This is a genomic window from Paraburkholderia caribensis, from assembly GCF_002902945.1.
GTDB lineage: Bacteria > Pseudomonadota > Gammaproteobacteria > Burkholderiales > Burkholderiaceae > Paraburkholderia > Paraburkholderia caribensis.
The window spans coordinates 980184-1006555 of record NZ_CP026102.1 but is presented as its reverse complement, the minus strand read 5'-3'; the positions used below and the strand labels follow the sequence as shown (position 1 = coordinate 1006555).

The following is a 26372-nucleotide window of genomic DNA, read 5'->3' as shown; positions in this document are numbered from 1 at the left end:
CCTGTCTCGTTATCGCCGCGCTCGTACGAGCGGCCTATCCTGTATGGAACTCTGCGGAATGACGGGAGCTGTCATGCAAGCCGATCCAAAAGTTATTGAATATCTGAACGCCGAATTGAAGTACGAGCTGACGGCCATCAACCAGTACTTTCTGCATGCGCGGCTTTATAAGCACTGGGGTCTCGAAGGACTCGGCAAACATGAGTACGACGAGTCGATCGAGGAAATGAAGCATGCCGACAAGCTCATAGAACGAATCTTCATGCTCGACGGCTTGCCCAATCTTCAGGATCTGGCCAAGCTGCTCGTCGGGGAGGATACGCTGGAGGTCCTCCAATGCGATCTCAAACTCGAACAGTCCGCCCAGGCCCATTGCAAAGAGGCGATCGCTTACTGTGAATCAGTCCAGGACTTCGTTTCGAGAACGATCTTTTCGGACATACTCGACGACACTGAAGACCATATCGACTGGCTCGAGGTACAGATCAGCCTGATCGACAAGGTTGGAATCCAGAACTATCAGCAGTCGTCGATGGGTTCACCCGGTTGAGTCGCGAGCTCGCGTCGCGTTTCTCAGAGCCGCTCAAGGTCGACACTCACAGGACCGATTTTCCAGATCTCGCTACAGTACTCGCTGATCGCGCGATCCGAGGAGAACTTACCCGAACGTGCGGTATTGAAGATGGACATACGGGTCCAGCGTCGCACGTCGTGCCATGCGTCGTTCACGCGTTCCTGGCAAGCCACGTAATCCGCGTAGTCGGCCAGCACGAAAAACGGATCGGCGTGCAGCAGATTGTCGACCAGCGGCCGGAACATATCGCGGTCGCCGCGCGAGAAATGCCCGCTGACAATCAGATCCAGCGCATCGCGCAATTCGCCGTTGCCAGCCGCGAATTCTGCCGGACAATAGCCATCGCGCCGCCTTTGCTCCACCTGTGAATCGGTCATGCCGAACAGGAAAAAGTTCTCCTCGCCGACCTCTTCCCGGATCTCGATGTTCGCGCCGTCGAGTGTTCCGATGGTCAGTGCGCCGTTCATCATGAATTTCATGTTGCCTGTACCCGATGCCTCCTTGCCCGCAGTCGAGATCTGCTCGGAAAGATCCGCTGCCGGATAGATGAACTGTGCGTTCTTCACATTGAAGTTCGGGTAGAACACCACCTTGAGCCGACCGCCCAACGACGGGTCGTTATTCACGACTTCCGCCACGCCGTTGATCAGGCGAATGATCAGTTTGGCCATCGCATATCCCGGCGCCGCTTTTCCGCCGAATACGAAGCAGCGCGGCGCGACAGCAAGCAGCGGATCGCGGCGCAGACGCTGATACAGCGTGACGATGTACAGCGCGTTCAGGTGCTGTCGCTTGTATTCGTGAATGCGCTTGACCTGAATGTCGAATAATGCGGCAGGGTCCACCTCGACGCCCGTCGCGCTTCGAATGTGCTGCGCGAGGATCGCCTTGTTCGAATGTTTGACGCGGCGCCACCTGTCGAGAAAGGCCGGGTCGTCCGCGTGCGATTCGAGGGCGCGAAGCCGTGCGAGGTCGGTCGCCCATCCCTCGCCCACTGTCTCGTCCAGTAACCGCGCAAGCCCGGGATTGCTGAGCATCATGAAGCGACGTGGTGTGACGCCATTGGTGACGTTCTTGAAGCGCCCGGGCCACAGTTGCGCGAAGTCACGCAGCACCGTTTGCTTGAGCAGCGCGGAATGAAGCTCTGCCACGCCATTCACGGCATGGCAGCCGACAGTTGCCAGATGCGCCATGCGCACCTTCTTCTCGCCGGCCTCGTCGATCATCGACATTCGCGCCACGCGTGCATCGTCGCCGGGATAACGCTGCCGGACCTCGTCGAGAAAGCGCCCGTTGATCTCGTAGATGATTTCGAGCAGGCGCGGCAGCAGGCTGCGAAAAAGCGGCAGCCCCCAGGTTTCGAGCGCTTCGGGCAGCAATGTGTGGTTGGTATAGGCCAGCGTGTCGCGGGTAATATCCCAGGCTTCATCCCAGGGGACCTGCCGCTCGTCGACGAGCAGGCGCATCAGTTCCGCGACTGCGATTGAAGGATGCGTATCGTTCAACTGTACGGTGAACATGTCGGCAAAGCGCACAATGGGTTCGCCTTTGATATCGAGCAGGCGCAGCATGTCCTGCAACGAGCAGGAAACGAAGAAGTACTGCTGCGCGAGGCGCAGCCGCTTGCCGGCTTCGGGTTCGTCATTGGGATAGAGCACCTTGGACAGCGTTTCGGATATCACCTTTTCCTGCACGGCCTGGTAGTAGTCACCCGCGTTGAAGTCCTCCAGATCGAAAGACTCGACCGCTTCGCTCTTCCATAGGCGCAGCGTGTTGCAGGTATTGACCCGGAATCCGAGCATCGGCGTATCGCAAGCCACGCCCTTTACCATGTGCGCCGGTATCCAGCGCACGCGGTAGCGGCCCTGCGCATCGTTCTCGCTCTGCGTGTGTCCGCCGAAGCGCACGTAGTAGTTCACGTTGGGGCGCACGATTTCCCATGGGTTGCCTTTCTGCAGCCATTTGTCCGTGGCCTCGACCTGCCGGCCATCGCGGATCACCTGATCGAAGATACCGAACTCATAGCGTATGCCGTATCCGACGGACGGTATCTGCAGCGTGGCCAGCGAGTCCAGATAACAGGCAGCGAGCCTTCCGAGCCCGCCATTGCCAAGTCCGGGCTCTTCCTCCAATGCGATGAGTGCGTCGAGATCCTGACCGAGTGACTGCATGGCAGCACGCGCTTCGGCTTCGATGCCCAGGTTCACGAGATTGTTGCCGAGTTGCGGTCCGATCAGAAACTCCGCAGAGAGGTAACACGCAACCCTCAGCTCGCGAGCCGCATAGGTCTGGATCGTGGCGGCCCAGCGCGCCAGCATGCGGTCGCGCACGCTATAGGCAAGCGCCATATACCAGTCGTGCGGCGTAGCAATGGCGGGCGGACGAGCCTGCAGGCAGATGAGATTGTCGAGCACGCCGCGCCGCAATGCATCCGGGTCCAGCGCACTGCGCGCGGAGTCGCCGCAACGATTGTCGCTCGCGCTCATGTCGGCAGCCATGGTCTTACCCTCCTGTTTTTGCGCGACCGCTTCAAACCCGAGGGCAGTCTCACATTCGCGGCGCTGCCCAAGGAGATAGGCGTACACGAAGGGAGCATACGTTACACCGTGCGTATTTCAAGCCAATGCCGAATTATGTTGGTTCGTCATTTACTATCGGTTCCTAAACGTATGTCGAATCGGGATACGCGTGCCAGTCATCGACTGAGGGAGTCGTCCCCGTTGCATGAGACGAATGTGTGGACGGCAATTCGGCAAAAAAATGACACATCGACCCCACTAACGATCAATCTTCCGTTGTGCGTCGAAGCGCTAACTTATGACCGATGCGTGCTTGCGTAATTCGGGCTGGCGGGTTGACGCTGCTGCGCCGCTGACCGATATTGGCAAACTGCCCCGCTCCGTTTTCGATTCGTCTTATCTTATTGCGATCGCAGCATCCGTCCGCACCATGGATGCCGTCGCGTTTATACGGGGGAACAATTAACGATGAACGCTCAAACCGCTCGTCGCCCGATTTTTTCGACCACGTGCGCACGTTGCGGCGGTAGGTTGTCCGAGCCTGTCAATTTTTGTCCACAATGCGGCGCGCCCGCGAGGCTCGCGTTCAGCACACGCGCCTCGACGAACAAGCCCGACGCCGCAACCGCATCTAAAGCGGCAAGTGCGACAGCCGCGCGTCCAAGCGTTGCACCTGGGGGCCAGAGCTGGCGGTCTCGGCTGACATCGTTCGATTTGCGTGGTTCGCGTATGAAAACGGGGGCAGCGCTGATTCTGGTGGCCCTGGCCGTGCTCAGCGTCGCGGTGGTGTCACTGCATCGCCCTGACGGCGGCGCCGACGGAGAGCCGACAGCAGCATCGAACACAACGCAAGGTAGCGTAACGACGAATGGCACGAGCCAGGCGGGGCGTGCCGCGGCAGTCGATGCACAGGCAGCCGCGCGTGGCCCGGCGCAAAATGCCGCGGTGGCGCAGAGCCCGACAACGACAGCGGGAACAACACCTGCGCTGGTCGCGTCGGGTGCCGTGCCCGAACCGGCTCAGCCACCGATCTCGACATCGCCACCATCACAATCAACGTCCTCGCAGAGTTCAGTTTCGAACAGCGGGAGAGATAGCGACAAGAATCACAGGCTGCTGGCCCTCGCACTTGCGCGGGCACGCAGCGGCCTCGAGAAAAACGACCTGCGCATGGCACGCTCGGGAGTTTTTTGGGCGCTGTCGTTGCAGCACGACAATGACGAGGCACTCGCGTTGAAGCAGGAGTTGCTCTCGCGGGAAAGGGATCGTAAAACGCCAGTCGACGCGACCCGCGGCTCCGGCAAATCTGCGAGTCCGTCGGACTGAATTCCCCCGCCGCCAAAAGCGTCAATACGCATGCGTCTGAACGAAAAAGCGTACCCCCGGTCTCATGTGGTATCCAGCTCCCAGTCACTGGGACCGTTCCCTAACTGCCGGGGTCGAAATGAAACATACGGTTATCGCGATCGTTCTGGGTCTCACAGTGTCGACGGCGTTTGCGCAATTGCCGCGCGGCGTCCCTTCCGTCGCGCAGCCCGCCAACAACTCGCTCCAGTTGCCTGCCAGCCGTTCCGCCGGCCTGCCAGCCGGTCGATGGGTACCGCCGTATAGCGGGCCGACGCCGGCCAGGACTCCCGCACAGGTTTATCAGCAATCCGTGCATGCGGAGGTGGACGGGCAACTTGCGCATCTCAACTCGATGGCGGCCCCCCGCCACTAACGCGCCTGGTACGCTAGCAACCCGGCTAACTAACTGGCGACTTGATCGATATTTCACCTGTGCGTCGATACAGTGGCCGGCTCCTTGAATACGATCGCAGAGGGAAACCCGTCACTCGACCGGATGCCTATCAGAAAATCTGAAGACGTTGATCAAAACAATGAGATTCTCTTGTTGGCGTAGTTCTGCCAAAGTTGCTGAAAGGACCCGCACTGCGGCGTCAACCGCAACCTGAGCACGAACCCGTGAAACCCATCGTGATGGATCATCCACTGCGCGCCGAACTGGCTGCGGAATTGCATGCTCGCCCGTTTCTCAAACTGGCGGAGTCTGTTTCTCTGGTGCACTACGCCATCTACGCCGAGCACAATCCATCGATTCACGAAACGGCATTACGCGCGTTGTGCTGCGGCACGGGCATCCCGCTGCCCGCGAATGGCGCCACGCATCATTCGGTGCAATCCTCGTTCGGGTGGCATCTGAAGTGGGAGCGGCACACTGAATTTTCCACGTTTACCTTCGTCGTTCCGCGCAGCGACACGGATTACTTCAGTGATACGGGGATAGAAGGCATTCCTGCGAGCTGGTTCGAGGAGATTGCCGGCAACCGGTTCGTCGCCTGCCGTATGGAACTGTTGTCGGGCGACCATGCCCGTTCGGTACGTGAAGCGCCCACTCAGTGGATCGACGGACCTATTCTCGTCGGTAGCAGCGTACTCGGCGGGGGCCGTGTCTTCTGCGACTGGAGCGTGCGTGCGGATGGCTTCATGCGGTTCGTCGTGATTGACGAGGACTTTCGTGAAGAACAGGGCGGCCGCTTGCTGCAGCGGCTCTACGAAATCGAAACGTACCGGATGATGGCTCTGCTCACGCTGCCCATCGCGCGCAAGTTAAGCCGGGATCTCGACGACATTCATACCTCGCTTCAATCACTGATGCAGCGCATGGACTCGCCTGGCGTGGATGGCGATGATTCGCAGTTGCTCGTCAAGCTCACGCATCTCGCGGTCCGCCTCGAATCGCTGTCGGGGTCAGGAGGACGCTTCAGCGCTTCGCGGGCTTACGAAAAACTGGTTCTCGCGCGAATACAGGAATTGCGGGAAGAGCGAATCGAGGGGATGCCGACGATCCAGGAGTTCATGGAGCGACGCTTTGCGCCTGCGATGGAAACCTGCCGAAGCGTCTGGGCGCGCCACGAACAGATTGCCGCCCGCATTGCACGTGCCGTCGACCTGTTGCGCACGCGAGTCAATCTGGCACAAGAGAAGGACGTCACTCGCCTGCTCGCCGGCATGGAGCGTACAGCTCGCAACCAGTTGCATTTGCAGCATGCCGTCGAAGGCCTGTCCGTCGCGGCCATCTCCTATTACGTGCTGTCACTGGTCGCCGCTGCGTTCAAGGCGCTGCACGTTCTAAGCATTCCGATTGAGCCTGAACTCGCCGAAGGCATCGCCATCGGCCCCGTCGTATTGGCCGTGATCGCCATTACCCGGCGCACGCGGGGCCGGATGGCGAAACGAAGTTCGAGCGAAAAAGAGACCTCGTTCGCCCGTTGAATTCGTCCCGGCAAGAACAACGGGAGCCGGCCGAATTCGTGCGGACATGCCGCGGCCGGTTTCCAGTCGATCTCAGTAGTCCCATTGAACGGGCACAAAACGGAAGGCTTCACCGCTCTTTGCAATATGACCGATGGACGGAAACGCGACATGCGCGGCGGCCAGCAGAGCGCCTGTATCAGCGGCTTCGTTGAGCAGTGCAATGCGCACGTCCACCGCCGCTTCGGGATCGTGCTCGAAGCCATTCTGCCATTCGGGATTGTCGAAGCCGACTTCGAAAATCGCGTCGCCCACGAACGTCAGCTTCTCACCCTTCGATGCGACGTCCACGACGCAGTGCCCCGGCGTGTGCCCACCTGTTACGCGCGCCGACACGCCCGCTGCGACTTCCACCGTCCGATCGAACTGCACGATGTTTTCGCCATAGAGTTCCACGAACTTTGCAGCCGCCTTGCGAAGCGCGGGAGGAACCGCTTCCGGCATCACCGTTTTGCTGAAGTCCGGATTCTTCCAGAACGCCACTTCCGCGGCCGATACGTGAATCCGCACGTCCGGGCGCAGCCTCGCCTTGACGCCATCGACATTCAGCCCGCCGACGTGATCCATGTGCATATGCGTGATCACGATATCGCTGAGCGCACTGAGATCGATCCCAGCCGATTCCAGGCGCATCACCGACTGACCGGCGCGCGTGAAGTATTCGAAACCGTCGCCCACCCCCGAGTCGATCAGGATCAGACGTTCGCCGCTGCGCACGAGCGCGATGTTCAGAGCCCAGTCGAACATGTCACGTTGCAGGAAACGACCATCGAACCATTCGTTGCGGTCCGCTACGCTCACATTCGTGGACATGGTGGAGGTCGGCAACGGCAGAATGCCATCGCTGATCAGCACGACGTCGACGTCACCCACGCGCACGGCGTAGCGGGAAGGCACGAGTTCGCCCGAGCCTTCGCGGCCAAGGCTGGCGGTAACCGGCTGCACATTGCGGGTTGTTTCGCTCATCTTCGATAGTCCTGTTGATTAAGTGGGGTAAGCGGCACCGGGCGGCGCACTCACGAGCACGACCACGAACTGCGCGCGCTTCGTTCGGCTCGCGTTTCGACCAACCGTGTGTGACGGATTCTAGTGAGGCGGGACCGACGCCAGTAGCGTCCCGCATGCGTGCACCATGTTGTCCGAACGGCAACAATCGACACGGGCAGCAAGAGGTAACGCGAGCGGCATGCCTGTCGATCAGCGGTCCGCCAGGAACATCGAGCGTCCATCCGACTAGTGCCTCGATCCGGTGCTTCACTAAGGCTGCGCGGTGCGCCGAGGCCTGGCGTGCCGAAAACTATCACCCCCATTGTCTGTAAGGCCATCCACACATATCGTTAAATTCCGATATAAGATTCGGTCCATAGCGATTCAGACGCCGACGTTCCGGCCAGAGAGTCTGTCCGCTGTTTCATGAGCACGAAGCCCAACCCGAAGACCACTGATATCGACATCGACGCGATCCACAAGGCGCTGGCCAATCCGGCGCGTCGCGTGATTCTTGCGAAGCTGCGCGAGCCGGAAAAGTATTTCCCGGAGCAGGAGCTTTCGTACGAGCACGGGGTCTGCGCCGGACAGTTCGACGATTGCTGTGGGCTGTCGCAGTCCACGGTGTCGGCGCACCTCGCCGCGTTACAGCGCGCGGGGCTGATCACGTCGAAACGCGTGGGTCAATGGGTGTTCTTCAAGCGCAACGAGGCCGTCATCGAGGCGTTCCTCGCACACATGAACGCGGACCTCTGACTCACGCCTGCGTCTTCGCCTTCCCAGAATGCAGTCTCGACACATCGGGCCGTGCGCCCGCAAGGATTGACACAACATGCCGACACTTTTCGACCCGCTCCAGATTGGCGACCTCACGCTGAAGAACCGTATCGTGATGGCGCCGCTCACGCGTCAACGCGCCGGCGACGTGCGCGTGCCCAACGCGTTGATGGCAAAGTATTACGCCGAACGCGCAAGCGCCGGCCTGATCATTTCCGAAGCCACCTCCGTGACGCCGCAAGGCCTCGGCTATGCCGACACGCCGGGCATCTGGTCGGATGAACAGGTGGAAGGCTGGAAGCTCGTAACGGACGCCGTCCACAAGGAAGGCGGCAAGATTTTCCTGCAACTGTGGCACGTCGGCCGTGTGTCCGACCCGGTGTTCCTGAACGGCGAACTGCCCGTTGCGCCGAGCGCAATCGCGCCGGAAGGCCACGTGAGCCTCGTGCGTCCGCAACGTCCGTTCGTGACGCCGCGTGCGCTCGACATCTCGGAGATTCCGGGTATTGTCGCCGCGTATCGCAAGGGCGCGGAAAACGCGAAGAAGGCGGGCTTCGACGGTGTTCAGGTGCACGGCGCGAACGGCTATCTGCTCGACCAGTTCCTGCAGGACAGCACCAACAAGCGCACCGACGCATACGGCGGCCCGATCGAAAACCGCGCGCGCCTGCTGCTCGAAGTGACGGACGCGTGTATCGACGTGTGGGGCGCGGATCGCGTGGGCATGCACCTCGCGCCGCGCGGCGATTCGCACACCATGGGCGATACCGATCCCGCCGCGACGTTCGGCTATGTCGCGCGTGAACTCGGCAAGCGCAAGATCGCATTCATCGCGGCACGCGAAGCGCTCGGCGACGATCGCATCGGCCCGCTGCTGAAGAAGGCATTCGGCGGCGTGTATATCGCCAACGAAAAGTTCACGAAGGAAAGCGCGCAAAAAGTGCTGGACGCGGGCGAAGCGGACGCTGTCGCGTGGGGCAAGCTGTATATCGCAAATCCCGACCTCGTGCGTCGCTTCGAGCTGGATGCGCCGCTGAACGAGCCGGTTCCCGCAACGTTCTATGCGCAAGGCGAAGCCGGCTACACCGACTATCCGGCGCTGGAAGCGGTCAACTGATCTCGCACCGCCCAGGACACTGACAGCCGGTAGCGCAACGAACGCGGCGGGAGCGATTCTCGCCGCGTTTTTTCATTCATGCGCAGCGGGTTTCACCGCGCGCCGCATGAACACGCGCTTCGTTTCATCCACGCCGCGCGCGATCCGCAGATTGCGGATACGCAGCAGCGCGGCATCGAGCTCATCGTCTTCGAGCACGTCAAAGCCGAGCCGCTGATAGTACGGCGCATTCCACGGCACATGCCGGAATGTGGACAGATCGACATGTGTCGCGCCCGTCTGTCGCGCTCTTGCGTCGACCTGGTCGAGCAAGGCCGCGCCGATCCGCCGCCCCGCATGCCGGGGCGAGACGTCGAGCGCTTCGACATAGATGCGCGCAGGCAGCGTCGCGAACATCACGAAGCCGACGCATTCGCCGTCGCACTGCGCGACGATCACTTCCGACGCCCTCACCTTCTTCAGCACGAACGGCGCGTCCATCGGGCGCGCGGCCGCGATGCCCGTCAGCCCGACGCTGACGAAACGCTGCGCAGCCTCGTATTCGACGACGCGAATCGACGGGACATCTTCGGGTACGGCGGGCCGGTAGTGAACGACGGGCGGTTGCATCGGGTAGGTTGGCAGAGTCTCAGCGGACATATTGACACTGCTTGCCCGCGCAACTCAACCCGCCGCGCCGATATAATCCAGCCACGGACCCTTTCGCAGAGGAGTCGTTCGATGGCGCTTTCCGGTCTTCTCGTCTTCGCGCTCGCGCTGATCGTTGCCGCGGGCTCGCCCGGCCCGAGCATCGCGGCGCTCGTTGCGCGCGTGCTCACCAACGGCTTTCGCGACGTGCTGCCGTTTCTCGCCGCGATGTGGATCGGCGAAGCACTGTGGCTCACCTGCGCGGTCGCCGGCCTTGCTGTCGTCGCGCATAGCTTCGCGCTGGTGTTCGTCGCGCTGAAGTTCGCAGGCGTCGCGTATCTGCTGTTCCTCGCGTGGAAGATGTGGCTCGCGCCCACCGACGTCCACGAAAGCACGCTGCCAAGCGGCCAGTCGCCGTGGCGCATGTTCGTCGCGGGCTTGATGGTCACGCTCGGCAACCCCAAGATCATGGTCTTCTACCTCGCGCTGCTGCCGACCATCGTCGACCTGTCGCGGGTCGGCACGCTCGCGTGGCTGGAACTGACGCTGACCATGCTGGCCGTGCTGATGTCCGTCGATTTCATCTGGGCGCTTGCCGCCGTCAAGGCGCGCGCGCTGCTGACCAGCCGCCGCGCGGTGAAGATCGCGAACCGCACCAGCGCGGCGATGATGGCGGGCGCCGCGGCCGCCATCGCCACGCGCTGAACTCGCACACTCCATCTCGACGAGGTTCGCATGCGCGCCCGCATGTTCACGCAGATCGGTCGAGACGCCGTGTCCGCGCTCGGCCGCGAGCTGGCCGCCTGGAAGCCGACGCCCGAGCGCGCGCTGTTCGGCGTCGAAGCGGTGATCTCAGTGGTGCTGTCGGTGGCGCTCGCTCATCTGCTGCATCTGCCGTATACCTGGTGGGCCGCCATCAGCGGCTTCGCCGTCATGCAGACGCGTTTCTCGGCTTCCGCGCAACGCGCGCTGCATCGCGTGCTCGGCACCATCCTCGGCGGCCTGCTCGGCACGCTGCTCGGCCCGGTGATCGGCGATCGTCCGTGGCTGTTCGTGCCCGTGCTGGGCGTGATCGGCGCGATCTGCGTCTATCGCGGCAATGGTTCGTCGGCGTCGTATGCGTGGGTGCTGGGCGGCATCACGTGGGTACTGGTCACATTCGAGGCGCACAAGCTGATCGCGTTCGGCCCGACGGCGTCGTTTGCGATGTTGCGGGTCGCCGAAGTGTGCGTCGGCACGTTTGCGTGCCTGCTCGTGTCGGGCGCGTTTCATATCGGCATCAGCTGGTATGAGCGGCGCCGGCCCGCATCGAAAGTCGTCGCGGCGGCTGCCGCTACCGCGAACGCCCCGCCGCCCACCTTCGAGACCTTGCGCCACGCGCGCATGGTGCTGGGCGTGCAGGCGGGCATCGCCGTTGCGATTCTCGCGGCGCTCACCTACGCATTCGATCTACCCGGTTTCGCGCAGGCGCTCGTGACGACGATCGCCGTGATGATCCTGCCGCCCACGTCCGTCGTCGTGCGCTCGCAGAAGCCTGTCGCCGACAAGATGGTGCAACGCATGGTGGGCTGCCTGATCGCGGGCGCCATCGGGATCGCGCTATTGCCGCTGATGCAAGGCCAGATCGTGCCGTCGCTGCTCGCGCTGGCTGCGGGCGTATGGGCAGGCTGCCACGTGCAGACGGGCAAACAGGGCGCGAGCTATCTCGGCCGGCAGTTCACGATCGCCTTCATCATGGTTTTCGTGCAGGACCACGCGTGGTCCGCCGATCCGCACGCCGCGCTGATGCGGCTGGCGGGCATCGTGACGGGCATTGCGATTCTCACGTGCGTGATGCTGCTCGCGTCGCGCCTGTCGTTCTTGCCGGTTTCGGAAGAAGCCACGCCGTAAGCGCCGCGCAGCTTGCTATGCAGCCCGGTGCGCCTCGACGCCAGTCAAGGCTCGCCGAACAGCGCCTCGCACAACTCCAGCCCTTCGCCCGTCAGCGACGCCGAGCCGCGCCCTTCCTCGTCCATCTGCACCACTATCACGCCCGCCGACTGCAACTGCGTGAAATAGCGCCGCAACGTGCTCATGGGGAGATCGGCGCGCTTGCTGATCTTCGCGAGCGACCACGGCTTGCCGGGCGATTCGCGAGACGCTTCCCATAGCAGCATCAGCAACTGCTCGACGGTGGGGTCGAGTTCGTGATCGTCGTCATCGTCTTCGCAATGCTTGTCGTGTGCCGCATCATTCGGATTCAAGCCGGTTCTCCTCTCGACTAATCGTCATCTCATTCGGTCAGCTCATTCGCGCAGGCTCGCGGCCGCCAGTTTGCCGACCGTCATCAGTGCGCTCTCGATTTCCGGCGACCATGCATAACTGTAATTCAAGCGGATGCAATGGCTATACCCGTTCGTGGTCGAGAACATATAGCCGGGCCCGACGGTAATGCCGTGCTCCAGCGCGAGCTTGTAGAGATGCATCGAATCGACGCTGCGCGGCAGCTCGACCCACAGCACGTAGCCGCCCATCGGATGCGACACGCGCGTGCCCTCGGGAAAGAAGCGCGTCACCAATGTCGTCATCAGTTTCGCGCGCTGCGCGAGGCCCTTGCGCAGCTTGCGCAGATGATGCTCGTAGCCATCCTGCTTCAGATACTCGGCAATCGCGAGCTGCGGGATCGACGGCGTGGTGAGCGTGTTGAGAAACTTGAGCTTCTCGACCTGTTCGCGGTAGCGGCCCGGCATCGCCCAGCCGATCCGGTACGCCGACGTGAGCGTCTTCGAAAACGACGCGCAATGCAGCACCAGCCCGTTCTTGTCGTAATTCTTCAGCGCCCCGGGATGCACGTCGCCGAAGTACAGCTCGTGATAAACGTCGTTCTCGATGACGGGCACATCGTGCCGCGTCAGCAGCTTGACGAGTTCGCGCTTCTTGTCGTCGGGCATCTGGAAACCGAGCGGATTCTGGAAGTTCGGCATCACCATGCACGCGGCGATCTTGCGCTTGTCGAGAATGTGGGCGAGCGCGCCGAGGTCCATGCCCTCGCGCGGATGCGTCGCCACTTCGATCGCGCGCATGCCCATGCGCTCGATGGCGTGCAGCATCGCGTAGAAGGTGGGCGATTCGACGGCGACCGTGTCGCCCGGTTTCGCGACCGCCTGCAGACACAGATTGATCGCCTCCGTTGCGCCGACCGTCACGACGATCTCGTTCGGATCGATCGCGATGCCGTTCTCCAGATAACGGCGCGCGATCTGCCGGATCAGGTCGGGATTGCCCGGCGGCAATTCATCGGTGACGCCCCATTGCGTCTTGCGCCGGCCTATCAAGTGCGCGTAGCGGTTGATCTTCTGGAACGGATACAGACTGGGATCGGGATACGGCGAGCCGAGCGGCACGGCCTCGTCGCTGCCGATGGAGCGCAGCGTCGACAGCACGAGCCGGCTCACGTCGACCTGCGCGGACACGGCGATCGGCTTCGATACGTCCAGTTCCTGCACGGGCGGCGGCGCATCGTTCGCACCGAGCCGCACGAAGTAGCCCGACTGCGGGCGGCTCTGAATCACGCCCTTGCTCTCCAGCATCAGGTAGGCGCGCAACACCGTCGTGATGGAGATTTGCCGGTGCTGGCTGGTCTGCCGCACGGACGGCACGCGCTCGCCCGGCCGGAACACGCCGCGCCGGATCTGCCCTTCGATTTCCTTCGCCAGTTCTTCGTAAAGCTTCAAGAGAGGCCTCTGTCGTAGGCACAGCGGACGGGCGTCCCGCCCAATTTTTGAGCACAGTTCACCGAATTCGAGCGTTTCAGACGATAACAGTCGCAACTGTACTCTTTTTCTATCGCACATTGTGTACACGCCGGGTACGCGTATTCCCCACTACCCTAGCCTCAACATCAAGCCACACCGGACACGAGAACACATGGACAAGACCATCACCAAGCCTGGCCGCATCGAGCCGTACACGGGGCCTGCCGCCGGATGGGGCGCATTGAAGTACGTCGCTATCAATCTCGTCAAGGAGAAGGTCGCCGGGGGCAAGTACAAGACGCTGTTCAAGCAGAACCAGCCGGACGGCTTCGACTGCCCGGGTTGCGCGTGGCCGGACCGCCAGCACGCGTCCACCTTCGAGTTCTGCGAAAACGGCGTAAAGGCGGTTGCCGCGGAAGCAACGAGCAAGCGCGTGACGCCTGAGTTCTTCGCGCAGCACACCGTCGACGAGTTGATGAAGCAGGACGACTACACGCTGGAACAGCATGGCCGCCTGACTGATCCGATGGTGTTCGACCCGCTGACGGACAAGTACCAGCCCATTTCGTGGGACGCCGCGTATCAGTTGATCGCGAAGCATCTAAAAGGACTCGACAGCCCGCATCGTGCCGCGTTCTACACGTCGGGCCGCGCGAGCAACGAAGCCGCGTTCCTGTACCAGTTGTTCGTGCGCATGTACGGCACGAACAACTTCCCCGACTGCTCGAACATGTGCCACGAGGCGACGAGCCGCGGCTTGCCGGCCACGGTCGGCATCGGCAAGGGTACGGTGTTGCTCGAAGACTTCGAGCACGCCGATACGCTGTTGATCTTCGGCCAGAATCCGGCGACGAATCACCCGCGCATGCTCAACGAACTGCGCGACGCCGCGAAACGCGGCGCGACCATCGTATCGATCAACCCGCTGCGCGAGCGCGGGCTCGAACGGTTTGCGAGCCCGCAGCACGTGGCGGATATGTTGACTTCGGGTGTGCAGATCGCGTCGACGTTCATCCAGCCGAAGATCGGCGGCGACTTCGCGCTGATCAAGGGCGTGGCCAAGCGCGTGCTGGAACTCGACGATCTCGCTGTCGAGCAGAACGCCGAGCGTGTGCTCGACGTTGCGTTCATCGACGAACACACGGCGAACTTCGAAGCGTTCGCCGCCGATCTTCGCGAGCAGGAGTGGGAAGCGCTGGTCGAAGAATCGGGTGTGTCTCGCGAAGACATCGAGAACCTCGCGCGCATCTACGTGAACGGCAAGCGTGTGATCTCGACGTGGGGCATGGGCATCACGCAGCACAAGCATTCCGTGCCGACGGTGCACATGCTGTCGAACCTGATGATGATGCGCGGCAATATCGGCCGGCTGGGTGCGGGCCTGTGCCCGGTGCGCGGCCACTCGAACGTGCAGGGCAATCGCACGGTCGGCATCGAGGAGAAGCCCACCGACGCGTTTCTCGACCGGCTCGGCAAGGTATTTGATTTCGAGCCGCCGCGCGGGCACGGCTACGACGTGGTCGAGACGATCGAAGCGATGCTCGAAGGCCACGTGAAGGTGTTTATTGGGCTGGGCGGCAATTTCTCGATCGCGACGCCCGACACGCCGCGCACGTGGGACGCGCTGCGCGCCTGCGACCTGACTGTGCACATCACGACCAAACTGAACCGGAGCCACCTGGTGCACGGCAAGGCGGCGCTGATTCTGCCGACGCTCGGGCGCACTGAAATCGACTTGCAGAACGGCATTGCGCAGGGTGTGACTGTCGAAGATTCGATGAGCATGGTTCACGTGTCGTACGGGATGAACACGCCTGCGTCGGGCAATCTCATGTCGGAAACGCGGATCGTTGCGCAGATTGCCGAGGCGACGCTTGGCAGCGCGAAGGTGGACTGGCTTGCTTACGCGAGTGATTACGCGAAGATTCGCGATGCGATCGAGTGGTCGGTCGATGGATTTTACGAGTACAACAAGCGGATCGAGCAGCCGGGCGGGTTTCATCTGCGGGTTGCTTCGCGTGAACGCGACTGGAAGACGGGGACGGGGAAGGCGAACTTCGTCGTGCATCAGATTCAGCGCGATACGCCGATCCAACGCGCGCGGAAGTTGCACGGTGAACGTGCGATGGTCCTGATGACGACACGGTCGCATGATCAGTACAACACGACGATCTATGCGCTCGATGATCGCTATCGCGGGGTTTATAACCAGCGGCGCGTCGTGTTTGCGAATGCTGCGGATATCGCGATGCTTGGATTCAAGCCGGGCGAATGGGTTGATATGGAAACCATCTGGGATGATGGGATCGAGCGGCGGGCTGAGCAGTTCCTGCTCGTTGAGTATGATATTCCGCGTGGGTGTCTCGGGGCTTATTATCCGGAGACTAATCCGCTTGTGCCGTTGTCCAGTGTTGCTGATGTTTGTAATACGCCGACTTCGAAGTCGATTCCGGTTTTGTTGTCGGCGTGTTCTGCGCCTGCGGCGCGGGCGGCATGATTTTTTGGTTTTTTGGGTTTTTGGTTTTTTGTTGTCTGCGACGCTTTTGGTGTGGTTTGACTGATTTGATGCTGGCATCTGCGGTTTGTTAGCGTGCTTCAGGCGTCGCCCCTGCGCGGGGCGGCACCCTGCTTTGTCTTTGTGCTGCTGCGACAGCGGCTGCTTGGTGTGCTTGGGTTGTTACTGGCATCCGCGAATTGTTAGCGTGCTTCAGGCGTCGCCCCTGTGCGGGGCGGCACCCTGCTTTGTCTTTGTGCTGCTGCGACAGCGGCTGCTTGGTGTGCTTGGGTTGTTACTGGCATCCGCGAATTGTTAGCGTGCTTCAGGCGTCGCCCCTGTGCGGGGCGGCACCTACTTTTCTTTGCCGCCGCAAAGAAAAGTAGGCAAAAGAAAGCGGCTCACACCGCCAGCTCTTGACGTTTGTCCACGGGCCCCCAACGTCCCCACGCTTCACGCACCAGCATATCTATTTGCGTGCGTTGCCAACGCGCTATCTGTACGCCTCACCCACTTCATATACCCGCGTTACAGCACGCCCTGCCAGACAGTCCACCGCCGCCCAGGTGGCAAACTGTGTGTCGGCCCTCGGTGCTCCACACCCTTCACTCCAGACCGATTGCGCACGCGCCCCACCCGGTAAGAACGCGAAGCTATACGACGCGACAACCTACACACAGTTTGCCACCTGGGCGGCACATACCATTCGCTGACGCTTGACCGGGTACGGGTATTTGAAGAAGGTGAGGCGTTCATTCGGAGCGTTGGCAACGGGCACTCACCAGGGCACTAGCGTGTGAAGGATGGGGACGTTGGGGGCCCGTGGGTAAACGTCAAGAATTGGCGGTGTGAGCCGCTTTCTTTTGCCTACTTTTCTTTGCGGCGGCAAAGAAAAGTAGGTGCCGCCCCGCACAGGGGCGACGCGTGAAGCTCGCTAACGTAACGCGGATGCCAGCGCAAAGCCAAATCGCGGATGCCAACAGCAAATCAAGCAAACCGACAAACCGTGGTACCAACCGGCAACTCATTTGCCATTTTTCGCCCGCGCCTGCTCGGCAATCGCCTTGTAATCATAGGTCGGGTAGAAATCGGTGCTGTAACCGCCCCACGCGGTCTCCTCAATCGCACGGTTCACTTCGCGCAGCCGGTCGGCCGGCACGCGTAGCGTAACGACCTGCCCGATCCCCATCATCACGTACCACGACACCACTTCGATGCCGGGCGGCGGAAACGCCTTGTAGAAGCCCTGCTCGGCCAGTTGCTGGTTGATCTTCGGCAGCGGCTTCGACTGGTCGTGCTTCAGAAAGATCGTCAGCAAGAACGTGCCGTCCCCGGCGGGTGCAGGCGGCGGAGCGCCCGCGTTGGCCTGCGCAGCGGCAGGCAACGGAACCAGCGCGGCGAGCGTCGCGGCAAGGGCAACGCCAGCGATCCATTGGCGAACGGCGTGCATCGGTTTTCTCCTTGATCTCGTTGATGGACAGGTACACAGGGCCACAGTGGAAAGCACGGCCGCATTCATCATGCCACCGCCGCGTGCCATGCACATTGACTGCGCCCAGCCGCTGCCACCAATACATTTAAGGGTAAAACATATGTTGCAATAATTATTTTCATGGCAACATTCGTAAACACGCTACCGATTCAACCAGAGGACCTGCAATGAACCGACTGACTTCGCTCGCGCTTGCCCTGTGCGTCGCGGCGCCCTGCCTCACCGCAACGACGGTTGCCACCGCGCAGGACGCGCAGCCGACGCTCGCCAAAGTCGAGGCCGCCAATCTGATCGCGATCGGCCATCGCGAGACGTCGGTGCCGTTCTCATATGTCGATGCGAACAATCAGGTGATCGGCTTTTCGCAGGATCTGTGCAACCGGATCATCGACGCAGTGAAGGCCAAAACACACAAGCCGAACCTGCAGGTGCGCTTCATTCCCGTTACGTCGCAGAATCGTATTTCACTGGTGCAGAACGGCACCGTCGATCTCGAATGCGGCGTGACGACGAACCTCACGTCGCGTCAGAACCAGGTCGCGTTCGGCGATACGTTCTTCGTCGCGACCACACGGCTGCTCACACGCAAGGATTCCGGCGTCAAGGACTTTCCCGATCTGGCCGGCAAGACCGTCGTGACGAATCAGGGCACGACGTCGGAACGCATCCTGCGCAAGATGAACGAAGAAAAGAAGATGAACATGCAGATCATCAGCGCGAAGGACTACGGCGAAGGCCGCATGACGCTGGAGACGGGCCGTGCCGTCGCTTACATGATGGACGACGTGCTGCTCGCGGGCACGCGCACGCTGACGGCGAAGCCTGCTGACTGGGTGATCACCGGCACGCCGCAGTCGTCGGAAGCGTATGGCTTCATGCTGCGCAAGGGCGACCCGGCCTTCCTCAAGATCGTCGACGACACGCTTGCGCAGGTCATGAAGAGCGGAGAGATCGACGCAATGTACGACAGGTGGTTCATGAAACCCGTGCCGCCGAAAAACATGAACTTCGACTTTCCGATGAGCGAGAACCTGCGCGCCCTCTACAAGAATCCGAACGACAAGGCGTTCGAATAAGTCTGGCGGCCGACACCCGTGCCGCCCTTCATGAGCCTTTCGGGGCAGCCGCGACGGGCGACGGTTATTGAGCCGCGCGCAAGCCGCCGGAGTAAAATCGAACGAATAGCAACTCGTGACGATCTGCTTCGGAGCCGCAATGAACCCGCCTTCGCCCAAAGAACAAAAGACGCGCTGGAAACCGTCGCCCACGCTGCTGAACGTCATGACCGCGCTCATCGGCATCGGTACGCTGGGTGCGGGGATCGGCTGGCTCGTCTATAGCTGGTACGTGGATCTCGAAGTGCCTTACTTCGCCATACCGCTTGTGATGTGCGTGCCCGTGATCGTCGCCGTTGCGTTCAGGAACATGTTCGACTGATTGACGCGGCGCGCCGGGCACCCTGCGCAAACTGAAAGGCCCGCTTCGCGCGGGCCTTTCTGTGTCGGCTGGCGTGACAGCGCGCCGGCACGGCGGCGCGCGTTATGCGGCCTTGGCCGACGCGATGCCGTCGTCGAGTTCGCCGCCGAGCGCTTCGACGATGCCGTCCAGCATCTTCGCCAGTTCGCCCGTCATCAGCGTGAAATCGGACTCGAACTGTTCGTCGTCATTCTGCGCGGTCGGATCGGCGGCTTCCTTGATGACGTCGAGCGGCGTGACGCGCTTGATGGTCAGCGACGGCGTCAGCACGAACGACACGCGGTCGTTCCACGTCATCGCCAGACGCATGCACTGCTTGCCCGCTTCGATATGACGGCGCATGTCGTCCGCTTCGAGCGCGTGACCGACATAGCGCACCGTCGCATTGCCTTCGGCGGGCGAGCGCAGCTCGGTATCCTGGTCCAGCGTGAAATTGACGGGGCCGTCGCCCGCGAGCAACCAGTTGGTCATCGCCGAAACGGGCGCCTGCGCGACGCGCACGCTCGTGATCGGCAGACGATCCACCGACTTGACCAGCAGCCCGAGCACATCGTCACCAAGCGCCTGCGAGGCGGAATCGATCGCGAGCCAGCCGTTGACCGTGTCGATCCACACGCGCGTATCGCGCTGGATGCTGAATGCGCGCGGCAGGAGTTCGTCCGTGACCTGCTCTTTGAGGTCGCGCATCTGCTTGCGGCCGGGCTTGAAACCCTGCTGCTCTTCGAGTTCAAGCGCGCGTGCCTTCGTCACCTGCGTGACGACGGAAGCGGGCAGCAGTTTCTTTTCCGCGCGGAACGTGAGCAGCAGCTGCTTGTTGGTCGAGTAGACGAGCGAGCCGTCATTGCGCGGCGACGCCCAGCCCTGACGCGTCGTCTCGACGCTGTTGGCCGGCTGGAACGCGTGCGGCTCGAGCCACTTTTCCATTTGCTCGACGCTCACTTTCCACGGAGCGGGAAGACGGTGAAGCTGTAGATTCTTGAACCACATGGCGAGAACGGGCAAAGCGCGTCATTCTATATGACAGCGGCGGCGCGGCCGATTTTTGTTTTCACCACGCCGCCAACTTTTCCGACCCAGATGTTGCGCAATCGGCCCGCCAGGCCCGCCCGCACCTTCGCCGCGACATTGGCGGGCACCCACGTTTTCCACATCTCCGGATGCCCATGAAAATCCATCTGCATGGAAGGTCTTGAATCAGGTTGTGATCGGCCGCGCGGATGACGCGACCCGCCGCGCCGACGCAGGGGCGTGACATGGCATCGCGATTGTGCGGTCCGTTTTATTCGACGATGAAGCGATGTTTTTTGATGCCGGGTAGGAGTCTCGCTCAACTTCGAGTGTCTACGTCCGGGTTTGCGCGATTGCCTACGCGCAGCATGGCAACAGGTTTAGCGCGATGGGTAGCAGAAGCTGTAGTCTTCGCAACCGGGGCAGCCCGGCGCGGGCGCAGGCTCGCGGCCTTGGGAACCCGCCAGCTCGCGCGCGAGGAATTTCTTCCAGCGCGTGTTATCCGTGTTGCGCGCGACGAGTTGCGGATAGTGGCGCGTGAGGATCGCCGTGACATCGGCACGTCCGTCGAGTCCAAGATCGCGCCACAAGTGATCGGGGCGCAGACACGCCGTGGCGATGATCGTCGCGAGGCATAGTGCGTCGTCATCCGTCGCCGCAAGCGAGGACTCGTGATGCAGCAGGAAAGCGTGCAATGCATCGACGAAAGGCCGATGTTCGTGCACGGCGATAGGCTCGGGCACGGCATGCAAGGACTTCGCGTCCGGGAAATGACGTGAGCGCAACGCTTCGAGCGCAGCCCGCGTCAAGCCGAGATGCAGCAGTTCGCCGCTCGCCAGCTTCGCGCCGATCAGCCGCGCGAACATGATGGTATCGGCTGCGTTGCGCTGCGGCGCGTGATCGAGCAGCCGCGCGACTTCCGCGTCGCGTGCGTGATTCGACTCCGTTGTCATGCAATCGTCCCCTGTCGCATCGAGCATGGCGCAGCGACGTCACGCCACAGCCGACGCACCGAACTTCTTCCGATACGCACCGGGGCTCGTCAACGCGATGCGCCGGAAATGCCGCCTCAGCGATTCCTCGGACCTGAAGCCGGCCAGTTCCGCGACGCGCGACATCGGCAGATCGGCGGGCGATTCCAGTAGTTCGCGGGCGATCGCCACGCGCTCGCGAATCAGCCAGTCGTAAGGCGCCATGCCCGTCGCGTCGCGAAACTGCCGCTGCAACGTGCGCGGACTCATCGCCGCCTGGCCCGCGAGCGACGCCAGCGTATGCGCGAGCGCAGGGTTGGCACGCACGTAGTCCATCAGCCGCGCGAGACGGCCGCCGTCGTCCTGCGGCATCGGACGCGGCACGAATTGCGCCTGGCCGCCGTCGCGATGCGGCGGCACGACGAGCCGCTGCGCGACACGGTTCGCAATCGCACTGCCGTAGTCGCGCCGCACGAGATGCAACAGCATGTCGAGCCCGGCCGCCGATCCCGCGGACGTAATCACCTGGCCTTCGTCGACATAGAGCGCATCGGGCTTCACGCGCAGTTGCGGATAGCGCTGCTGCAACTTGTCCGCGTACCGCCAGTGGGTGGTGACCGTCTTGCCGTCGAGCACGCCCGCCGCAGCCAGCACGAACACGCCCGAGCAGATCGAACAGACACGCGCGCCCCGCCCCACGGCCGCGCGGATTTTTTTCAGCAGCGGCTCGGGCGGACGCTCGTCGGGATCGCGCCAGCCGGGCACGACGATCGTCGACGCCCGATCGAGCATCTTGAGCGAATACGGCGCAGCAATACCGATCCCGCCCGCCGCGCGAATCGGCCCCGCTTCGACCGCGCAAACGGCGAAGCGATACCACTTCACGCCGAGTTCCGGGCGCTCGAGCGCGAACAGTTCGGTCACGCAACCGAATTCGAAAGTGCACAGGCGGTCGTAGACGAGCGCCGCGACGAGATGATCTTGCATGGCGTGATATTACCGGAGATCAGAAGTTGCGCCATTCGCGGGCGTGCGGCCCGCTTTCCGGTCACCGGTCACTGGCGAAATCTCTCCCTGCCTGCCGTGCGGCGCTCGCACCACACTCCCAAACTCGCGTGCACTATGCGGCCTCGACGGTCGCGAGTTGAAAGCCCTCATCTATCCATCCGGTTATGCCTCCGGCCATGATCTTCACGGGGCGACCGAGCTGGGCCAGCCGGATGGCTCCGCGTGTCGCGCCGTTGCAGTGAGGACCCGCACAATACGTCACGAACAGCGTGTCGGAAGGATAATCCGTCAGCTTCGACGCGACGATCTTGCCATGCGGAAGACTAACGGCGCCCGGCACATGACCTCGCGCGAACATCGCCGGACTTCGTACATCGAGCAACACGAAATCGGTTGTGCTCGGGCCTCCTGACAACGCCGCGTGCACATCGGCACAATCGGTTTCGAAGGCGAGCGACGCCGCGAAATGCGCAAGCGCGGCCGTGCTATCAGCAGCGGCAACAGCGGTGACGGGTGACATCTTGTAGCTCCTCGATCAGTTGCAATGAGGTGCATTTTCCGCCTCGATAGCAACGCACGACAGTGGCGCAAGCGACTACTCGCGGTAACATCACGCCATCGGACCGTCAAAGGCATGCGGTCGGTCAACATCGCGTCGGTCGTGGGCGGCGGTCGTGTCCGGATCGGACCAGTGGGAGGCAAATTCGTTGCGGCGACCGTCCGGCAGCCGCACTCGATGAACCTGCTGCTGTCGCAGCTCGCAGGCTGAGGTCAAAGTTTCTGGCACGAGTCGAATGACGGTCAGGGATAAAAGTTGTATCACTCGACCGTTTTTTGATTCTCGACTCCGACTTCAACTTACCTTGTTCGAGGACATCGTTGTGGCCGCAATCGGCGCCACCTTCAGGCATTAGTTCGGCGATGCGCTGGCAACAGTCGCCCTATCAGGCTGCGCAAGAAGAAAGCCATTCATGCCTGGGAATTCAGGAGCGGGCTGCAGCATAGCCCCGCCTTCGCTAGCGCCGGAAACAGACACAGACGCAGACGCAGGCGCAGTAACCGCCGACGGGGCCTGCGAGACCCCTGCGTTGACAAGAAATCCAGTCGAAGTAAGGAAAATCGTGGCCAATAACAGAAATTCCATGGCGTTGCCTTGCTGGTGCTGATGGCCCATTCGGGCCGTATCCAACTTCTCCGGCGTTGCCTGCTGACGTGCGCGAGCCGCATGTGGTGTCTGCCTTCTGTCAGTGCGCAACACCTTCGCTAAGTTTAGTCACCCATCGGCCACGCATCGGCGATATCGGTATAAAAAAGCAGGATCGTCTCAATTTCATTCGTTTTTACGGCATATTTTCTACCGGGCTCACGGGATTAACTTCATCGCGTCAAGTGCTGCCAGCGGTCATTTCGCGGCCTTAAGCAATCGAAAATAACCGGATCGGACGAACCCGCTGTCTGGCCGTCAGATCTTTAGTCGCGACACCTTGGTGCCGGAAAGCGACACGTCCCCCATCAGGCCGGCATTGGTCAGCACGATCGCTTCGACGGGTGCAGTGGCCGTTGTTGTATCGATCTCTCCATTGGCTCCAACCTTTAACAGCGCCACCGACCCTTCACCACCAACCGACCACCCTTTTGAATTGCGAAAGTCGTTGAGTGCATCATGCGTCATGAACAGGAAGATGACGGCCTTCGACTGTGCACCTGCCTGCAAGCCGAACGAGCCCGACACCGTGCTGTAATAGCCGGCCGATTTTCCCTTCACATGCAACGCACCTTCACCGTATTCGCCACCCGCAATAAAACCGACCTTCAGCACAGAGGGGAACACGAGAACACCATTCGCCTTTGCGACGAGTTCCTTTGAACCCTTTACTGTCTCGTATAGCCGTGACAGGGTCCGGTTCACCTTTGCATCGATTTCCTGTCGTTTAGCCGCGTTCGACTCACCGGCAAACGCGTCACTCAGGGTCAGCGGGGAAACCGCGAGTGTCAGGCCCGCGACCGTAAGCGCAGTGCTGCCCATCTGTACAAAGCCTCTTCTGTTCATGTTCGCCTCCGTCGTGACTCAGGGTCGACGTATGTTTGCGGTGGACAAATGCGATAACCCAACATCTCAAAGACGACGCTTACCGCAGTTCACATAAATGGCTGCATGAAGCAGCAATGCACAATCGTGAGCGGGCACGGAATATCGTCGCCAATCAGTCTATTCGTTAGATAGCAATGGGGGTATTGGACCTTGGTCCAATCTGCGCGAGCGGCATCTTGCAGGAACGCCACGGGTTGCCGTCGACGTGATCTGAACCAGAGATCTTTCATTTCCTGTCGACCAGGCGCAGTTACATAGGAGGAAAGCACCGGGAAAACACGCAAAAGAACCCATACCCGCACTAGTACTTACGATAGTCCCGCGTTCTGTTGTCTTTTGCATGCCTGAACTATTCTAGGCGTTAGACGATGACTCCCCAGTCTGGCTTGCCACTACCGTTCAATCACATCGCGATCATGCAACCCGACACATCGATCTCCCGCGCCGGGCATGCTGCAACCGGAACCCGCCGATGGTTGCGTTGGCTGCCCGGCCTCGCCATGCTGAGGGAGTATCAGGCCAGCTGGCTGCCCAGGGATATCGCCGCCGGACTTGTCCTCACCACCATGCTGGTGCCTGTCGGTATCGCCTATGCCGAGGCGTCCGGCGTGCCCGGCGTCTACGGGCTCTATGCGACGATCGTCCCGCTGCTCGTGTATGCCGTTTTCGGACCCAGCCGTATTCTCGTACTGGGCCCGGACTCCGCCCTTGCAGCGCCGATTCTGGCCGTGGTTATCTCGATCGCACCGGGCGATCCGGCGCGCGCCATTGCCGTCGCCAGCATGATGGCTGTCGTCTCAGGCATGTTCTGCATCTGCATGGGGTTGTTACGTCTAGGCTTCATTACCGAACTGCTCTCGAAGCCCATCCGGTACGGTTATATGAACGGCATTGCAATCACTGTTCTGATCAGCCAGTTGCCCAAGCTGTTCGCCATTTCCATCGACGAGGGAGGTCCGCTAAGAGACCTGCTGAGCCTCGGCACGGCCATCGCGGATGGGAAAGCCAACTGGTACAGCTTTGCAGTGGGTGCCGGAAGCCTCGCACTGATCCTCTTCCTGAAACGTTTCGAAAAAGTACCGGGCATTCTGATCGCGGTCATTCTCGCGACGCTCAGCGTCAGCGTTTTCGACCTCGATAGCCTGGGCGTCAAAGTGCTTGGAAAGATCCCGCAAGGACTGCCGTCCTTCGTACTACCTTGGGCGAGCGGCGCCGATCTGGGCAAAATCGTGGTGGGTGGCTGCGCCGTTGCGCTGGTCGCGTTCGCCGATACCAGCGTGCTGTCGCGGAGCTTTGCGGCACGTTTCAAGAGTCGCGTCGATCCGAACCAGGAGATGGTGGGCCTCGGCGCGGCCAATCTGGCGGCCGGGTTCTTCCAGGGTTTCCCGATCAGCAGCAGTTCGTCGCGCACGCCAGTCGCGGAAGCGGCCGGCGCGAAAACGCAATTGACGGGCGTGGTGGGCGCGCTGGCCGTCGCAACACTGTTGATGGCGGCTCCGAATCTCATGCGATACCTGCCCAACAGCGCCCTCGCCGCCGTCGTCATTGCAGCTGCCATCGGCCTGTTCGAGTTCGCCGATCTCAGGCGTATCTACCGCATCCAGCAATGGGAGTTCTGGCTCTCCATTGTCTGCTTTGCCGGTGTTGCCGTTTTCGGCGCGATTCCCGGCATCGGCATCGCAATCGCGATCGCGGTCATCGAGTTTCTGTGGGACGGCTGGCGACCCCATTACGCCGTTCTTGGCCGCGTGGAAGACGTGCGCGGATACCACGACATCAAGCGCTATCCGCACGCCACGCGGATTCCGGGGCTGGTGCTGTTTCGCTGGGACGCGCCGTTGTTCTTCGCCAACGCCGAACTGTTCCAGGAGCGCGTGCTGGAGGCCGTCGACGAATCGCCAACACCCGTACGCAGGGTCGTGGTGGCCGCCGAACCCGTGACCAGCGTGGACGTCACCTCCGCCGACATGCTGCGGGAACTGATCCGGATTCTGGGCGAGCGCGGCATCGCGCTGCATTTCGCCGAGTTGAAGGACCCCGTGCGCGACAAGCTCAAGCGTTTCGAACTGATGGACCTCATTGGCGACGAACGATTTCATCCGACCCTGGGCACTGCCGTCGACGACCATCTGGGCAAATCGGGCACCTGAAAGATGCGAGCCGTTCCCGCCGCGAATGCGC

24 protein-coding genes are annotated in these 26372 nt (G+C 61.6%); 12 read left to right on the top strand and 12 right to left on the bottom strand.

Features of this window, described 5'->3' with window-relative positions; genetic code table 11:
* Positions 1–73 precede the first annotated feature (73 nt).
* On the top strand, positions 74–550 hold the full coding sequence (gene bfr, locus C2L66_RS21030) for a bacterioferritin (RefSeq protein ID WP_060606809.1): 477 nt from the start codon (positions 74–76) through the stop codon (positions 548–550).
* Between the two features lie 23 nt (positions 551–573).
* On the opposite strand, the gene C2L66_RS21025 is transcribed toward bfr, so the two are convergent.
* Positions 574–3072 (bottom strand): glycogen/starch/alpha-glucan phosphorylase, encoded by a 2499-nt coding sequence (locus tag C2L66_RS21025; RefSeq protein WP_060603234.1) that lies wholly within the window; start codon positions 3070–3072, stop codon positions 574–576.
* Between the two features lie 750 nt (positions 3073–3822).
* Between C2L66_RS21025 and C2L66_RS21020 the strand changes: the two genes are divergently transcribed.
* The 3 genes from C2L66_RS21020 to C2L66_RS21010 all read left to right on the top strand — a co-directional run bounded on the left by C2L66_RS21020 (position 3823) and on the right by C2L66_RS21010 (position 6369).
* Positions 3823–4419, top strand: coding sequence for a hypothetical protein (locus C2L66_RS21020; RefSeq protein WP_060603237.1), 597 nt, complete (start codon positions 3823–3825; stop codon positions 4417–4419).
* A 118-nt stretch (positions 4420–4537) separates the two neighbouring features.
* On the top strand, positions 4538–4813 hold the full coding sequence (locus C2L66_RS21015; RefSeq protein WP_082670393.1) for a hypothetical protein: 276 nt from the start codon (positions 4538–4540) through the stop codon (positions 4811–4813).
* Between the two features lie 257 nt (positions 4814–5070).
* The gene (locus C2L66_RS21010; protein WP_060606812.1) at positions 5071–6369 is read left to right on the top strand and encodes a DUF3422 family protein; all 1299 of its coding nucleotides are present in this window, start codon (positions 5071–5073) and stop codon (positions 6367–6369) included.
* A 72-nt stretch (positions 6370–6441) separates the two neighbouring features.
* Here the strand turns inward: C2L66_RS21010 and C2L66_RS21005 are convergent, their stop codons facing one another.
* On the bottom strand, positions 6442–7374 hold the full coding sequence (locus C2L66_RS21005; RefSeq protein WP_060603240.1) for an MBL fold metallo-hydrolase: 933 nt from the start codon (positions 7372–7374) through the stop codon (positions 6442–6444).
* 447 nt (positions 7375–7821) lie between these two features.
* On the opposite strand from C2L66_RS21005, the gene C2L66_RS21000 reads away from it, so the two are divergent.
* Together C2L66_RS21000 and C2L66_RS20995 are read left to right on the top strand one after the other, a co-directional pair.
* Positions 7822–8151, top strand: coding sequence for an ArsR/SmtB family transcription factor (locus tag C2L66_RS21000; RefSeq protein WP_054935229.1), 330 nt, complete (start codon positions 7822–7824; stop codon positions 8149–8151).
* A gap of 76 nt (positions 8152–8227) precedes the next feature.
* Positions 8228–9289: an alkene reductase gene (locus C2L66_RS20995; RefSeq protein ID WP_054935228.1), complete on the top strand. Its 1062-nt coding sequence runs from the start codon at positions 8228–8230 to the stop codon at positions 9287–9289.
* Positions 9290–9361: 72 nt separating this feature from the next.
* On the opposite strand, the gene C2L66_RS20990 is transcribed toward C2L66_RS20995, so the two are convergent.
* Positions 9362–9928, bottom strand: a complete 567-nt coding sequence (locus C2L66_RS20990) for a GNAT family N-acetyltransferase (protein WP_233445020.1) — start codon at positions 9926–9928, stop codon at positions 9362–9364.
* Between the two features lie 81 nt (positions 9929–10009).
* On the opposite strand from C2L66_RS20990, the gene C2L66_RS20985 reads away from it, so the two are divergent.
* Entirely contained in the window at positions 10010–10621 is a 612-nt protein-coding gene (locus C2L66_RS20985; RefSeq protein WP_054935226.1) for a LysE family translocator, read from the top strand.
* 30 nt (positions 10622–10651) lie between these two features.
* Positions 10652–11806 (top strand): FUSC family protein, encoded by a 1155-nt coding sequence (locus tag C2L66_RS20980; protein WP_054935225.1) that lies wholly within the window; start codon positions 10652–10654, stop codon positions 11804–11806.
* Between the two features lie 44 nt (positions 11807–11850).
* Here C2L66_RS20980 and C2L66_RS20975 read toward each other — a convergent pair whose 3' ends face one another.
* Together C2L66_RS20975 and C2L66_RS20970 are read right to left on the bottom strand one after the other, a co-directional pair.
* Complete coding sequence (locus C2L66_RS20975) at positions 11851–12159, bottom strand: helix-turn-helix domain-containing protein (protein WP_054935224.1); 309 nt, start codon at positions 12157–12159, stop codon at positions 11851–11853.
* A gap of 42 nt (positions 12160–12201) precedes the next feature.
* Positions 12202–13629, bottom strand: a complete 1428-nt coding sequence (locus tag C2L66_RS20970) for an aminotransferase-like domain-containing protein (RefSeq protein ID WP_054935223.1) — start codon at positions 13627–13629, stop codon at positions 12202–12204.
* A 193-nt stretch (positions 13630–13822) separates the two neighbouring features.
* Here C2L66_RS20970 and C2L66_RS20965 point away from each other — a divergent pair, with 193 nt between their 5' ends.
* Complete coding sequence (locus tag C2L66_RS20965) at positions 13823–16147, top strand: FdhF/YdeP family oxidoreductase (RefSeq protein ID WP_060603242.1); 2325 nt, start codon at positions 13823–13825, stop codon at positions 16145–16147.
* Between the two features lie 1021 nt (positions 16148–17168).
* Here the strand turns inward: C2L66_RS20965 and C2L66_RS20960 are convergent.
* Positions 17169–17594 carry a hypothetical protein gene (locus C2L66_RS20960; protein WP_060603245.1) on the bottom strand — a complete coding sequence of 142 codons (426 nt, stop codon included), beginning with the start codon at positions 17592–17594 and terminating at the stop codon, positions 17169–17171.
* A gap of 209 nt (positions 17595–17803) precedes the next feature.
* On the opposite strand from C2L66_RS20960, the gene C2L66_RS20955 reads away from it, so the two are divergent.
* Together C2L66_RS20955 and C2L66_RS20950 are read left to right on the top strand one after the other, a co-directional pair.
* Entirely contained in the window at positions 17804–18712 is a 909-nt protein-coding gene (locus tag C2L66_RS20955) for a glutamate/aspartate ABC transporter substrate-binding protein (protein ID WP_060603248.1), read from the top strand.
* A gap of 139 nt (positions 18713–18851) precedes the next feature.
* Positions 18852–19073, top strand: a complete 222-nt coding sequence (locus C2L66_RS20950; protein WP_036001337.1) for a hypothetical protein — start codon at positions 18852–18854, stop codon at positions 19071–19073.
* 102 nt (positions 19074–19175) lie between these two features.
* On the opposite strand, the gene C2L66_RS20945 is transcribed toward C2L66_RS20950, so the two are convergent.
* From C2L66_RS20945 to C2L66_RS20925, 6 genes are all read right to left on the bottom strand, one after another.
* On the bottom strand, positions 19176–20099 hold the full coding sequence (locus C2L66_RS20945; RefSeq protein ID WP_054935219.1) for a recombination-associated protein RdgC: 924 nt from the start codon (positions 20097–20099) through the stop codon (positions 19176–19178).
* A gap of 26 nt (positions 20100–20125) precedes the next feature.
* Entirely contained in the window at positions 20126–20293 is a 168-nt protein-coding gene (locus C2L66_RS40735; protein ID WP_158512164.1) for a hypothetical protein, read from the bottom strand.
* A gap of 207 nt (positions 20294–20500) precedes the next feature.
* Positions 20501–21073, bottom strand: coding sequence for a nitrogen fixation protein NifQ (locus C2L66_RS20940; protein ID WP_060606814.1), 573 nt, complete (start codon positions 21071–21073; stop codon positions 20501–20503).
* Between the two features lie 39 nt (positions 21074–21112).
* Positions 21113–22078, bottom strand: coding sequence for a transcriptional regulator FtrA (gene ftrA, locus C2L66_RS20935; RefSeq protein WP_060603251.1), 966 nt, complete (start codon positions 22076–22078; stop codon positions 21113–21115).
* Between the two features lie 133 nt (positions 22079–22211).
* Positions 22212–22619, bottom strand: a complete 408-nt coding sequence (locus tag C2L66_RS20930; protein ID WP_060603253.1) for a rhodanese-like domain-containing protein — start codon at positions 22617–22619, stop codon at positions 22212–22214.
* A gap of 942 nt (positions 22620–23561) precedes the next feature.
* Entirely contained in the window at positions 23562–24149 is a 588-nt protein-coding gene (locus C2L66_RS20925) for a BPSL1445 family SYLF domain-containing lipoprotein (protein WP_054935217.1), read from the bottom strand.
* Between the two features lie 458 nt (positions 24150–24607).
* Between C2L66_RS20925 and C2L66_RS20920 the strand changes: the two genes are divergently transcribed.
* Entirely contained in the window at positions 24608–26341 is a 1734-nt protein-coding gene (locus C2L66_RS20920; RefSeq protein ID WP_060606817.1) for a SulP family inorganic anion transporter, read from the top strand.
* Positions 26342–26372 lie beyond the last annotated feature (31 nt).

Bases quoted from the DNA above. Each gene is read 5' to 3' on its own strand.
- C2L66_RS20995 (WP_054935228.1), top strand. From the start codon at position 8,228: ATGCCGACACTTTTCGACCCGCTCCAGATTGGCGACCTCACGCTGAAG.
- C2L66_RS20980 (WP_054935225.1), top strand. From the start codon at position 10,652: ATGCGCGCCCGCATGTTCACGCAGATCGGTCGAGACGCCGTGTCCGCG.
- C2L66_RS21000 (WP_054935229.1), top strand. From the start codon at position 7,822: ATGAGCACGAAGCCCAACCCGAAGACCACTGATATCGACATCGACGCG.
- C2L66_RS40735 (WP_158512164.1), bottom strand. From the start codon at position 20,293: ATGCAGATGGATTTTCATGGGCATCCGGAGATGTGGAAAACGTGGGTG.
- C2L66_RS21025 (WP_060603234.1), bottom strand. From the start codon at position 3,072: ATGGCTGCCGACATGAGCGCGAGCGACAATCGTTGCGGCGACTCCGCG.
- C2L66_RS20950 (WP_036001337.1), top strand. From the start codon at position 18,852: ATGAACCCGCCTTCGCCCAAAGAACAAAAGACGCGCTGGAAACCGTCG.
- C2L66_RS21020 (WP_060603237.1), top strand. From the start codon at position 3,823: ATGAAAACGGGGGCAGCGCTGATTCTGGTGGCCCTGGCCGTGCTCAGC.
- C2L66_RS20925 (WP_054935217.1), bottom strand. From the start codon at position 24,149: ATGAACAGAAGAGGCTTTGTACAGATGGGCAGCACTGCGCTTACGGTC.
- C2L66_RS20945 (WP_054935219.1), bottom strand. From the start codon at position 20,099: ATGTGGTTCAAGAATCTACAGCTTCACCGTCTTCCCGCTCCGTGGAAA.
- C2L66_RS20985 (WP_054935226.1), top strand. From the start codon at position 10,010: ATGGCGCTTTCCGGTCTTCTCGTCTTCGCGCTCGCGCTGATCGTTGCC.
- C2L66_RS20960 (WP_060603245.1), bottom strand. From the start codon at position 17,594: ATGCACGCCGTTCGCCAATGGATCGCTGGCGTTGCCCTTGCCGCGACG.
- C2L66_RS20990 (WP_233445020.1), bottom strand. From the start codon at position 9,928: ATGTCCGCTGAGACTCTGCCAACCTACCCGATGCAACCGCCCGTCGTT.
- C2L66_RS21005 (WP_060603240.1), bottom strand. From the start codon at position 7,374: ATGAGCGAAACAACCCGCAATGTGCAGCCGGTTACCGCCAGCCTTGGC.
- C2L66_RS20940 (WP_060606814.1), bottom strand. From the start codon at position 21,073: ATGACAACGGAGTCGAATCACGCACGCGACGCGGAAGTCGCGCGGCTG.
- C2L66_RS20965 (WP_060603242.1), top strand. From the start codon at position 13,823: ATGGACAAGACCATCACCAAGCCTGGCCGCATCGAGCCGTACACGGGG.
- C2L66_RS20955 (WP_060603248.1), top strand. From the start codon at position 17,804: ATGAACCGACTGACTTCGCTCGCGCTTGCCCTGTGCGTCGCGGCGCCC.
- ftrA (WP_060603251.1), bottom strand. From the start codon at position 22,078: ATGCAAGATCATCTCGTCGCGGCGCTCGTCTACGACCGCCTGTGCACT.
- bfr (WP_060606809.1), top strand. From the start codon at position 74: ATGCAAGCCGATCCAAAAGTTATTGAATATCTGAACGCCGAATTGAAG.
- C2L66_RS21015 (WP_082670393.1), top strand. From the start codon at position 4,538: ATGAAACATACGGTTATCGCGATCGTTCTGGGTCTCACAGTGTCGACG.
- C2L66_RS20920 (WP_060606817.1), top strand. From the start codon at position 24,608: ATGCAACCCGACACATCGATCTCCCGCGCCGGGCATGCTGCAACCGGA.
- C2L66_RS20930 (WP_060603253.1), bottom strand. From the start codon at position 22,619: ATGTCACCCGTCACCGCTGTTGCCGCTGCTGATAGCACGGCCGCGCTT.